At 43.3% G+C, this 12,400-nt stretch carries 7 protein-coding genes; 4 read left to right on the top strand and 3 right to left on the bottom strand.

Annotated features, from left to right (window positions below):
• The first annotated feature begins 151 nt into the window (after positions 1–151).
• Positions 152–790, top strand: coding sequence for an isochorismate family cysteine hydrolase YcaC (gene ycaC / locus QUA53_RS06640; RefSeq protein WP_333095784.1), 639 nt, complete (start codon positions 152–154; stop codon positions 788–790).
• Between the two features lie 144 nt (positions 791–934).
• Positions 935–1,687 carry an antibiotic biosynthesis monooxygenase gene (locus tag QUA53_RS06635; protein ID WP_333095783.1) on the top strand — a complete coding sequence of 251 codons (753 nt, stop codon included), beginning with the start codon at positions 935–937 and terminating at the stop codon, positions 1,685–1,687.
• 318 nt (positions 1,688–2,005) lie between these two features.
• Here the strand turns inward: QUA53_RS06635 and QUA53_RS06630 are convergent, their stop codons facing one another.
• On the bottom strand, positions 2,006–2,983 hold the full coding sequence (locus QUA53_RS06630; RefSeq protein ID WP_333073733.1) for a heme o synthase: 978 nt from the start codon (positions 2,981–2,983) through the stop codon (positions 2,006–2,008).
• A gap of 133 nt (positions 2,984–3,116) precedes the next feature.
• A complete protein-coding gene (locus tag QUA53_RS06625; protein ID WP_333095782.1) occupies positions 3,117–4,031 on the bottom strand; it encodes a heme A synthase in 915 nt (304 codons plus the stop codon).
• 529 nt (positions 4,032–4,560) lie between these two features.
• Here QUA53_RS06625 and QUA53_RS06620 point away from each other — a divergent pair.
• Both QUA53_RS06620 and QUA53_RS06615 read left to right on the top strand, forming a co-directional pair.
• Positions 4,561–4,725: a hypothetical protein gene (locus QUA53_RS06620; RefSeq protein WP_333095781.1), complete on the top strand. Its 165-nt coding sequence runs from the start codon at positions 4,561–4,563 to the stop codon at positions 4,723–4,725.
• A gap of 299 nt (positions 4,726–5,024) precedes the next feature.
• A complete protein-coding gene (locus QUA53_RS06615; RefSeq protein WP_333095780.1) occupies positions 5,025–6,458 on the top strand; it encodes an ABC transporter substrate-binding protein in 1,434 nt (477 codons plus the stop codon).
• A 551-nt stretch (positions 6,459–7,009) separates the two neighbouring features.
• Here QUA53_RS06615 and QUA53_RS06610 read toward each other — a convergent pair.
• Positions 7,010–12,373 (bottom strand): AAA family ATPase, encoded by a 5,364-nt coding sequence (locus QUA53_RS06610; RefSeq protein WP_333095779.1) that lies wholly within the window; start codon positions 12,371–12,373, stop codon positions 7,010–7,012.
• Positions 12,374–12,400 lie beyond the last annotated feature (27 nt).

Raw genomic sequence — 12,400 nt, 5'->3', positions numbered from 1 at the left:
CAACAGGTTACGCCATAAGCCATTTAGAAAAAATAGACGTTTCGCTTTTAGTAAGGAAGCACATTTAATTGGTACAACTCAAGGCTTTCTGATTCTTGACTCCATTCGGCAATTCCTCATTCACCCATAACCCACATAGGAGAAATACCTGATGTCTACATTCAAATACAACCGTTTAGACAAGAATAATGCTGCGGTTCTACTGGTCGATCATCAAACTGGACTGTTCTCACTTGTGCGTGATATTGGTGCCGCCGACTTCAAAAATAATGTGCTGGCGCTAGCAAGTGCAGCCAAATTTTTCAACCTGCCTACAATTTTGACAACTAGCTTTGAGCAAGGCCCCAATGGAGTTCTCATCCCTGAACTGAAGGAGAAGTTTCCAGATGCTCCCTTTATTCCGCGTCCCGGACAAATCAACGCTTGGGACAACGAGGACTTTGTTAAAGCAGTAGAAGCAACAGGTAAAAAGCAATTGATTATTGCCGGAATAGTCACTGATGTATGTGTTACTTTTTGTGCGCTTTCGGCATTAGAGGCAGGTTATGAGGTTTTTGTTGTTACCGATGCCTCTGGAACCTTCGATGAAGCCTGTCGCTATGCAGCTTGGGATCGAATGTCTCGTGCTGGAGTTCAGTTGGTCAATTGGTTTAGCGTTGTGTGTGAATTGCACCGTGACTGGCGCAACGATATTGAAGGATTGGGTAGCCTCTTATCAGGGTTTATTCCTGACTACAAAAACCTGATGACCAGCTATGCAGCAACGGCAAATGCTGGAGATCCAAATTAGTAGTGAGAAAGCGCCTACTTTATTTAGCTCGTGTTTAACTGAGTTAATATTGTCATCGTTAGGTTAGGAATTTTACGTGCAACTTAGCGGTGACTACTACTTGGTTGTAAGTCACGTATAGGGTGTTTTTAATAGATATTGTCAATGATTGTAAGCTTTTTTATAGTCATTTCCTCTCATGCCCAACCTTCGCGATCGCATTCGTTAATCTCCCTTCTGTTTCAAGAATTGCTGGCGAAAATTGCTGAGCAATTTGGTGTCTCTAGGGTAGTTGTTCAGAATAAAAATTTTCTCTTAGTTAATTCTTTAAATTCTATGTTGGAAGAACCGTTGGCGAGCAATACCAGTGAAGACAACTATCTAGTCACCGCTGTGATCTCTCATGTAGTGAAACCTGGGCGCGACGAAGGTTACGAAGCATGGTTTCATGGCATCGCCGCAGATGCACGAAAATTCAAGGGACATCTGGGTGTCAGCACTATTCGACCCCAGCATCACGCTCATCCTGAGTACGTTGTCATTCTCAAGTTCGATTGCTACGACAATCTTAAGACCTGGCTAGAATCTGACGTTCGGCGAGAGTGGATTGAGCGATTGCAGCCCTTGATTGAAAGGCCAGAAGATATTCAAACCCTGACCGGATTGGAAACCTGGTTTACGCTGCCCAATAAATCGATGAAGGCTCCACCCCCTCGCTACAAAATGGCGTTAGTTACATGGTTGGGAGTGTTTTGTACCATTTCTATTCTCAATCGTTTGCTTGTACCGCTACTATCTGGGCTTCCTGCCTTGCTCACATCTCTGACGATCACAGGTCTCACTGTTATATTGCTCACCTATTTGGTCATGCCACGCTTAACAAAATTATTTCGCAAATGGTTGTATCCCATTCCCTAAAGTAAGCTTACTCCGGCCTTTAGGCACGGAGCTTTAGCCTCAGATTTGAGCGCTCGCAAAGAGAGACAATTGTCCCTGTAGTTGACAACTCATCCCCGGACTTTGGGGAGGGAGCATCTCAATGAAAGCAGCCCAGCCCAAAATTGGAGGCAGGAGACAGGAGGCGCGAGGCTGCGAGGAAAGATGCAGAAAGAAGGAGACAGAAGAAGTGTTTTTACAAATATGAGATGCTGCCGAATGGCGATCGCTATTTTACCATAAACAAACAAAACCCGCTAGAGGCGGGCTTGATTTTAAGAATGTCAATTTAACTCATTACTACATCACAACTGCACTAATCAAAGTTTGCACATTTTCTACAAGAGCAGTAGTGAAATTATGAGTCACAGGTAAACTGTCAACCACTATTCCAGCGCACAATAGCATCAGGTACAGAATAGAGTATTTAAAGAGCGATCGCGCAACAATCTTATCCTCGGGAGTCTGCAACAGCAACCAAGCTTTTTGGGCAAAAATAGCACCGAGGAAAATAGCTGTCCCCGCATACACCGCACCCGCTAAATGCAGGGGATAAACTAACAGCAAAGTGGCAGGAATCATCAATAGCGTGTAAATCCAAATTTGGCGGGCTGTCTCTTCGTCGCCCTCAATTACCGGCAACATGGGCACGCCTACTTCCTTGTATTCGTCGCGAATCATCATTGCTAATGCCCAAAAATGCGGCGGTGTCCAGAGGAAGATAATCCCAAACAGCAGCCACGCACCCCAACTCAAATCTCCTGTAACGGCAGCCCACCCAACTAGGGGAGGAATTGCCCCTGCTGCACCGCCGATGACGATGTTTTGCACGCTGTGACGCTTCAGCCAATGGGTGTAAATTAAGACGTAGAAAACGATACCTGACATTGCTAGCAATGCGGCTAATAAGTTGGCAACAACTGTCAGCAATGTAAAAGATATTGTAGCTAGGGCGATCGCAAATATCAAAGCATCCCGTTTCTTGACACGCCCTGAAGGAATCGGCCGCCAGCGGGTGCGCTCCATAATATAATCGATATCACTGTCGTAGACACAATTAATCGTATTCGCCGACGCAGAAGCTAAAGCACCTCCAGTAATAGTTGATACCAGTAATAGCGGATCTACTTCTCCTTTGGCGGCCATCCACATTCCTGCCGAGGTAGTGATTAGTAGCAGTAAAATAATTCTGGGTTTTGTTAGTTGATAGTAACTTTTCACAACTTGCGAAAAGTTTTCGTGGAGGCGGGGCCGGTCGTTGGTAAGGATTTCTTGCATCGGTTGTAAGCTGTTAGTAATTATTTGTGAATTCGTCATTAGTCATTAGGTTGTAGGGGCGGGTTTTACGAGAAATATTTGGTGTAGCTACAAGGATTAATAAACCCGCCGCCTGTTACTTTAGTCTTATCTCTCAAGCTGATAAAACTCGATCGCGCCAAGCTAAAACACTAAAAGCTATCATGGTTCCCAGCAAAGCAGCACCGACTGCTTGGTGGGCGACTGTCAGCGGTTCTACCTGAAGGTGCAGCCGGAAAGTTGCTAATCCTAGAACTAATTGAGCAATTAGGCAAACACTCGCCCAATTAGCCAGTTTTCGCAAGTTTGGACTCAGTGCAGGCTGCCGCCAAGCCATGACTGCTACGGCTAAAGTCGCTGCGGTAGCGGGTACGATACCGGCGATGTGGCTGTTCATTACCGAGCACAATTCTGAGGAATCCAAACATTGGTGCAGCGCCCATCTAGAGCCTACTAATGCTCCTAGCAAACTTTGCAGGTAAACTAATAATGCTGCGATCGAACTTACCCAAGCTAATTTGCCGACATTTCCTGTAGCTTCGTAGGGAGTCAGCATGAAACCGATGACTAGCAGGGCGCCAAAAAATAGTAAAGCTGTTCCCAAGTGAGCAGTAACGATGTCAAATCTCAGCAGTTGTGTTACTGTCAAGCCGCCCAATACGCCCTGAAAAACGATTAAAAATAGTGCTCCGGCGCTCGCCCAAGGCAGCCATTTTGGCAGGCGGCTGCGGTAAAACAAAGATAGTCCTAAAAGTGCGATCGCGCTTAAGCCAATTGCCGCAGCGTCCAACCGGTGAAACCATTCCAGAAATACTTGCAAATTCATTTGCGCTGCGGGTATTAATTGACCGTAGCACAGTGGCCAGTCGGGGCAAGCGAGCCCCGCATTCATGACTCGTGTGGCGCTGCCTACAGCCATTAACAGCCAGGTTGCGATCGCAATTTTCCAGACTAGGCCGCGGATAATATCTTTTGGCTGCCACTGCACTCCTGCTGCTGCGTTTGGCTGATTTAAAACTGAGTTTGCCATGGAATTTACCTTAGCCTTTGTTATCGATCGAACTTAATTAAATATCGAGGTTTTGCTTTGACTGAGCTTAGCCTAGCTTAACACTCTTTTTCTCTGACCAACCGTCATTTTTACTACCTTAGCGACACTTTTATCCAATTAGTTTGTCTTTATAATTTTTTCAACTTTCTTCTTTATATTACAAAAGATGTCCTTTATTTTGTCAAACTTAAAAAAACTTTAATCTTTCCCCGCCCCTGGATAATTAAAAACTCCCCCGCTGTCGAGACTCGCCGGGAAAATAAAGATATAATTAAGAAAAAGAATTTAGGTGATGATTGTGATATGAGGGACTCAAAAATGTTTACAAAAAGCTAAGCAACATAAAAAAACCTATAAAGTAGGATTCGCAGCAAACTATATTGAGCTGATTGTTTTACCCTAGTAGTGAAGTATGACTGCAGATAAAACGGCAGTCAACAAGTTAAGCAAGTTATCACCCAGCGACTCTTTGCTCCAGGCTTCGTAGCCGCGAGCAAGCTGTTCAAGGATGGAAAAAAACAAGAGAAATGCCAGCTTCCCTGTTGGCCCTAGTTGGCTGCATAGCGATCGCATTCCACCGATCGCAGACTTAGGAGACAGGGTGCCTGAAACAGCACCAGAAATCACACCAGAAAGGGCTCCCACCCCCAGCAGCGCCAGCCAAATACGGTAAAGGAGCCAAACCCTCAGAGACGGGACAATCCGCAGGTATCACAGTCAACCTCAGCGGGATCTAAGCTGCTACACAGCTAGATTCTATAATATCCAGATCAAATAAATTAACAAATGCTAAAATATAGGTATATGTCAGCCCACAATCATCTATCTCAAGTATGAGAATTAGCATAATTGCTACATAAATTCTTAAATGAAAGAGAACTTGTTATTAAATGTTTTACATCCCATACATTGCTCGTTGCCGAACTTCCTAAGTCGTTGAATCTAAAACCTAAAATCTAAAATTTTGCAGCCATGTCCCAAAAAAATGAAACCGCTGTTCTGGTATTATCGCTCCTAATTACGATCGGGCTAGCCGGTGCAGGTATTTGGTGGCTGACAAGTCGAGGCAGCATCAATGTCGGGGGTTTATCACCCCAAAATCCGACTTTTCCCAACTCTGCGACGGGGAATTCGCCGCAATCAGAGCAGGCAATTGGGCAGCGTCTGAGTGCTGGCGAAAAACTGTTACTTCCAGAGCAAGCCACAACAACCAAACAAGAAGCAGTACAGGCGATCGCATCTGGCAACTATAACGCAGCTATTTCCGACTTACAAGCTTCGCTGAAAACCAATCGCAACGATCCCGAAGCACTAATTTACCTCAACAACGCCCGCATCGGATCTCAAAAATCCTACACAATTGCAGCAGCAGTTCCCATTGGCGGCGATATCAATGCTGCTCTAGAAATTCTGCGGGGGGTAGCTCAAGCTCAAAATGAAATCAACCAAAGCGGCGGCATTAGCGGTACTCCCTTAAAAGTTGTAATTGCTAACGATGACAACAAGCCAGAAATGGCAGCACAAATTGCCAGTGCTTTGGCAAATAACTCGGAAATTTTAGGAGTAATCGGGCATTTTGGTTCAGATACAACGCTAGCAGCCAGCAAGATTTACCAGCAAAAACAATTAGTAGCAATTTCTCCGACAAGTACGTCGGTGCAGCTCTCAGGAATTGCCAACAATATATTTCGGACAGTGCCGAGCGATCGGTTTGCGGCTAATGCTCTTTCCCGCTATATGCGGGGAAAATTGCAAAAGCAAAAAGCTGCTGTATTTTTCAATTCTGCCAGCAGTTACAGCCAATCTTTAAAAGATGAATTCACTACAGCTCTTTACGGAGATGGAGGACAAATCGTAGCCGAATTTGACTTTGCTAAGGGCAATTTTAATGCAGCCGATAGCGTTAAAAGTGCGATCGCCCAAGGAGCAGAAGTGATTCTGTTAGCATCCAATTCAGCCACGATCGACCAAGCTTTGCAAGTAGTGCAAGTAAACGCCAAACGGCTGCCGTTACTAGCAGGAGACGGTGCTTATACTGCTAAAACACTGCAAATCGGTGGCGCAGGAGCAACAGATATGGTGCTAGCTGTTCCTTGGCACATTCTGGCAGATCCGCAGTCAAACTTTCCCCAAACATCCAAACAACTTTGGAATGCTGAAGTAAGTTGGCGCACAGCTTTAGCCTACGATGCGACGATCGCGTTAATTGCCGGTTTAGGGCGCAATCCGACTCGTACAGGCATTCAACAAGCTTTATCGGCGTCAGATTTTTCGGCAACTGGAGCATCGGGGCCGATTCGATTTTTACCTTCGGGCGATCGTAATCGAGCAGTTCAGTTAGTAACTGTTAAACCCGGAAATCGCACCAGTTACGGTTACGACTTTGTGCCGATCTCCGGTTTGTAAACTATTGGCGATAACCCAATTTAGGTTATACTATTCATTGGTAATTTCTAGGGCTGGTCAAGCAAAAATAAAATACTTACAAGATGAGTAATTATATCAAATCCGCTTGCATCGGAATTAATATTACCCCCAATCAGGACACGGCAGTGCCATTTGCCTACAATTAATCGGGTGAGAATTGCATCTCTCATTAAGTGTTCTTGATTATTTAACCGTAGAGACACCGTGAGTGCCCATTGGTGTCAACTTAAGCTTTTAGTCCATCAATCCTCCCGCCTACCCGGCAGTCCGCCAGGGGTTGAAACCCCTGTCTAATAGCTAAAGTCCTCGCTATGAGGACTGATATCAATTCCGGTTACACTCCTTATGATGGGGAGTGGGGGAATGTGGAATTGCGCGACTTTGACTTTATCATTCCCACCCAACCGGAAACGATATTACAATAAAATTTTTTAAACTCATTAGTCCTCTTTAGAGGACTTTAACTTTGAGGCAGGGAATTCATTCCCTGTCGGACTGTCGGACAGTCGGACTACTAAATTCTCCCATACTTACTTCTGTTTGATTACTACCAAAGTAATATCATCAAATACTTTTTGCTCCCCGATGTATCGCCGCACGTCGTCAATAATAGCTTGCTTGATTTCTGCTGTTGACTTTTCCCTGTTAAGGGCAACAAGTTCAATCAATGGCTCAATACCGTATTCCTTTTGATTCATATCAAAAGCTTCGGTAATTCCATCTGTGTAGAGTACGACAACATCCCCGGAATTTAACTGTATTTCAGTAGTAGCAATGAAATCGGTAATATCTGGTTCCAAGGCGATGGGAAAGCCTAACTCGATGGTATCAATCTGCTCTACTTCGCCGCTGGAACGCACGACAATCACCTCTTCGTGCTGTCCGCTCAAACGCAGGATGTTGTCTCCCCGATATTCCAGCAAAGAAAGGCTCATACTTTTACCGCAATTCATGCGCTCTACGTTGTCAAAAAGCGTTTGGTTGACTGTCTGCAATAATTTAACTGGGTCGGTTTCATTGTGAACCAACAAAGTGCGAATTGCTGTTTGCGCCATAATCATTAACACGCCGCTTTCTAAACCGTGTCCTGTCACGTCGCCGATGCCAATTGTGGCTTTACCGCCGTGATTTAGTACGTCGTAGTAGTCACCGCCAACTTCATCAGCAGGTTCCATGAATGCAGCAATTTCTAACCCTGCAATTGACTCTAATTCCTGCTGGTGAGGCAAAATCATTTGTTGCAGGCGGCGGGTTACGTCTAGTTCGGCACTCATGCGAATATTTTCTAATTTTAGCCGTTCGTTCAAACTCAATATTTCTGTATTAGCTTGGGCTAATTCTGCGGTACGGTCTTCTACTTTTTGCTCTAAAGTTCGGTTGTAATCTTCTAATTGTTCGTAGAGACTTGCATTTTCAATGGAGATCGCAGCTTGAGCGGCGATGATTTTTAATGTTTCCACTCTTTCCGAGGTAAATGCGCCGATCGCCAAATTATTTTCTAAGTAGAGAATACCACCTAGTTTGCCTTGATTGAGTAGGGGAGTGCAGAGAATCGATTTGGGTTGAGTAGCGGTAATGTAAGAGTCGCGGGTAAATTGTCCTTCATCGGTGGCGTTATTTAATACTACATTTTCGTGGCTGCGAGCGACGTAGTTAACTATGGCGGTTGATAGCAGGCGAATTCCAGTTGCAGGATCTACAGAATCTACGGGAATGGATTGCATAATGGTAATGATCTCGCCCTCTACTGCTGCTTCGGCTTCTATCGCCCAATTCCCGCCTTTATCCAGAATGAGAAAACCTTTTTGGGCGCCTGCGTTTTCAATCACAGTTTTCATCACCTGGTTTAACAATTGTTCGAGAACGATTTCACCGGAGATAGCTTGGGATGCTTTCATTACAGCGGCAAAATCTAGCGCTTCCCCGGAATTGCTACCAGTTGTGGTGATTGGATTGATGGTATTATTTTCAGTAGCTGTTCGGGTTGAACCAAGCCACTGGAAATATTTTTCATCTAAATTTTCTACTTTGCGTTTTGCTCCCCAGATTTGATAACCTTGGTATGCTCTTTTTAAATAAATTTGGGCGAAGTCAGATTTTTCTTGGGAAAACCAAAACTTGGCGGCTAGTTCGTTGGCGAGTGCTTCATCCTGAATAAACTCATTTTCTTTAGCCAATTTGATCGCTCGATCGTATAAATCGATCGCTTCATACCACTTACCCGATATTCTGGTCATTTCTGCGGCGACTAAAAGATACTTATGCAGAAAATTTTCCTGGCAATTATTTGCCCAGTTTTGCATTTGTGCTTGGTTAGCCTCGATTTGAGTCCAGTATTCTTGTTGCTCTTCTGGAGAAACAGATGGATGGAGTGCAGCTAAAATCAGGGAATAGTAAAAGTTGTAATTAGAAACTTGAATACTACCGGAAATAAACGCTAACACTTCCCGCGTTTTGGCTATCGATGCTAACGCTAGTTGCAACTCGCCATATAAATAGAGAACTTGAGCGTTGAAAATGTAATAATAGCAGATTGCGTTTGGGGTTCGGCTAACTTCCTCTGGATTTAGATAGTCAGATTCGTGAATCTCATCGCAACCAAAATAAAGCTTATCTTGCGTTTGTCCGAGGAGGTTTTGTAAGATTATTTTCTGTCCCAAGGTACAATCTACAGACCATTGGTTTTGGGTTTTTTGGCAAAAAGGGAGAATGTCAGATGCCTCTTGAGGAAGTAAAGATAGATTTTTTCCTTGGTAAATTCCATTTAATAAAGTATGAGTCATGCTAAAGCCAGCATATTGAAGCATACCCGACTGTAACCCAGCCTCAATTGATTCGGCGTTAATATTTTCAGTTTGCTTGATATGCTTAACCCATGACAAAGAAAAATTGGCAAGTACGTTAGCTGTTTGACTTATAGAGTATAAATCATCGAACTTTTTACTTAACTGATATCCTAGCAGGGTGAGTTGGTAACTTAACTGATAGTTTCCTAATATTGTCTGTAGTACACCAAATATACTGTAGCTGATTGCCGATTTGGATTTATGACCGTATTCCACGCTCAGATTGGCAGATTTAGCCATAACGACGCCCGAAATTTCTGGAGCGCCTAAGTAGGCTGGAGGTAGCATTTTTATCAGTAGCTCTAAGGCAATCTGCTGGATGGGGTCTTCCATTTCTGGATTGTCAATCAGCGAAGCAACTTCTCGTTTTCCTAAAATTTCGCTAAACTTACCTAATTCAGCTTCAACAGCTTTGTTAAATTCGCCATCTGGAAAGTCGATCCCCAATTGCCGTAAAGCTGTTCGACCGACTTGAATCGCCTCCAAGTATTTGCCCTGCATGGTATATAGTTCGATTAGCAAATAATAGAATTCCGAGCGTTCTAGCGGTGACTTCACTCTATTAATACCCAATTCAATCAGCAATTCTGACTCTTGAAAGTTGCTATTGAGATATTCAACCTGAGCTAGGTTTTTATATAAATCCATAGCCATTTTATAATTATTTTTCCCTTTCCATATATTTCCAGTAAAAAAACCCTTTGCCGATATAAAATATTCTCTAGCAGCCGTATATGCGGTAGCTTCTTTGGCTTTTTTACCTGCCTTGAGATTCAATTGACTCAACTGCACTTTTTCTGCCTTGCTGGCTATCAAGTTTTTTCCTTTATTAAGATGATCGACTATAGTAAAAATATTTTCTTCCTGTGCATCTGAAAGTGTACTTGCAAGTAACAACCTGCCAATTTTAAGATGAACGGTTTGCTTGTGATTTTCATCAATCAAGGCATAGGCGGCTTGCTGGACGCGATCGTGTTGAAACTTATAATTCAGGATAATCAAAGAGGCATCAATAGGATTGTTCAAGGTAGTTTCTAGCGATGAAGTCGGTTGAATCAGCCCGGACTGGATAGCAGGTAGTAAATCTACAAATGTATCTGTCAGGGATTTTTCACAGACTATAGAGAGCGTTTTCAGATCGAAGCTATTCCCGATACAGGCAGCCAGAAGCAACGCCTGCTGAGGCGCATCAGGTAGTTTTTTTAATTTGTCTATCAGCAAATCCACCACATTTTCTGTGATACCTAAAGCATCGATTTGCGGGATATCCCACACCCAACAACGCTGTTGCCAATCAAACTTTAATAATTTTTCTTGAGATATAGTTTTGAGAAATTCATTGACGAAGAAAGGATTACCTGATGTTTTGCGATAAATTAACTCAGTTAGCGGCTCTACCAATTCTAGATTGCTGTGGAGAGTATCGGCAATCAATTGAGCGATGTGAGGAGCAGCTAAGGGGGCTAATGTTATCCTATTGAGAATGACTCCCTCTTTTTCTAAACGATTGACGGTTAAGATTGAAGGGTGGGTGGGGCTAACTTCATTGTCTCGATAAGCACCAATCAAGAGCAAATATTTCATCTGCTCGTCAGTCAAAATTAATTCGATAGACTTTAAACTAGCTGCATCTGCCCACTGTAAGTCATCCAAAAAAATGATCAGTGGATGTGAGCTTTGGCAAAACACCCGAACAAATTTTTGAAACACCAAGTTAAACCGATTTTGCGCCTCCATCGGCTCCAGTTGTTGAATCGGAGGTTGAGGCCCAACTATTAGTTCTACTTCAGGAATCACGTCAACGATGGCTTGACCATTAGAGGCAAATGCTGCCAGTAGTTTTTCACGCCATTCTGATAGCTGTGCTTCATCTTCAGCTAAAATTTGCTGTATGAGAGAGCGAAAAGCAGCAGCAATTGCAGAGTAGGGAATATTGCGCTGTAACTGCTCGAACTTACCAGAAATAAAATAGCCTCGCCGAGCTGTAATTGGCTTGTAGAGTTCCTGTACCAGCACAGACTTACCGATGCCAGAATAGCCGGAAACGAGTACCATCTCAACGCACTTTCGTGTCGGTTTTTCTGAGCTATTTGCTGAGGCTATCCGCGCCAAGTTTGATAATAATGTCTCAATTTCTCGATCTCTACCGTAAAGTTTCTGCGGTATACTTAACCTGTCAGAAAAATCTTGTTGTGCTAGCGAGAAATCTGCAATTTCTCCGCATATCTGAAACTGTCTGAGGCATTCTTCCAGATCCGCAGCGATGCCAAAGGCACTCTGGTAGCGTTCCTCCGCGGTTTTCGCTAACAATTTCACAATCAGGTTAGAAACAACTTTGGGTATATTGGGATCGAGTTCGTGAGGCGGTAGAGGCTGTTTGGCAATGTGGCAGTGTACTAATTCCAAAGCATCGCTTGTATCAAAAGGTAAATAACCAGTTAGTATTCGATAAAATGTCGCCCCCAGAGAGTAAAAGTCTGTAGTGTAGTCGAGGGTTCGATTCATCCGGCCTGTTTGTTCGGGCGACATATAAGCCAGTGTGCCTTCGAGAATATTTGGGTTTTTAATTGTGGGATTTTCCCGCGTAAATAGTGTAGAAATGCCAAAATCAATAATTTTCAGGATATCTGTTTTAAAATTCCAAACAATATTGTCAGGATTGATATCTTTGTGGATAACATTAGCAGCATGGATTTCACCTAAAGTCTTCGTTATTTTAATAGCAATAGCAAGAAATTCAGGCAAGATAAGTTTTCTATCTCTCAGGATAATGTCTAAGGATTCACCTCCAAAGTCTTCTAAAACTATTGCTAGTGTATTCTGATATTTTTGCAAATCATAAGCTTTAATCACTCCATCTATATTCAGGGAACGAGTAATTTCATACTCTTGCTTATATCTGGTTAGCTCCGCAGGGGTAGGATAATCTTCTTTGAGAACCTTGAGAATAACAGGTTGATTGTCATGGCGGCGGTTTGCTCGATAAACTAGCGAATTCGAGCTTTCAAAAATTTGGGCGATAATTTGGTAATTAGAAAAAATTTTCATACTTAAGATTTCCCTCAACAAAAAATA

Source organism: Microcoleus sp. Pol12B3 (assembly GCF_036701355.1).
Classification (GTDB): Bacteria; Cyanobacteriota; Cyanobacteriia; order Cyanobacteriales; family Microcoleaceae; genus Microcoleus.
Note: the sequence above shows the minus strand (reverse complement) of the source record. Positions and strands in the feature narration are given on the sequence as shown.

Coding starts and splice junctions, on each gene's coding strand:
- QUA53_RS06635 (WP_333095783.1), top strand. CDS start 935: ATGATTGTAAGCTTTTTTATAGTCATTTCCTCTCATGCCCAACCTTCG.
- QUA53_RS06620 (WP_333095781.1), top strand. CDS start 4,561: ATGGAAAAAAACAAGAGAAATGCCAGCTTCCCTGTTGGCCCTAGTTGG.
- QUA53_RS06630 (WP_333073733.1), bottom strand. CDS start 2,983: ATGCAAGAAATCCTTACCAACGACCGGCCCCGCCTCCACGAAAACTTT.
- QUA53_RS06615 (WP_333095780.1), top strand. CDS start 5,025: ATGTCCCAAAAAAATGAAACCGCTGTTCTGGTATTATCGCTCCTAATT.
- QUA53_RS06625 (WP_333095782.1), bottom strand. CDS start 4,031: ATGGCAAACTCAGTTTTAAATCAGCCAAACGCAGCAGCAGGAGTGCAG.
- ycaC (WP_333095784.1), top strand. CDS start 152: ATGTCTACATTCAAATACAACCGTTTAGACAAGAATAATGCTGCGGTT.
- QUA53_RS06610 (WP_333095779.1), bottom strand. CDS start 12,373: ATGAAAATTTTTTCTAATTACCAAATTATCGCCCAAATTTTTGAAAGC.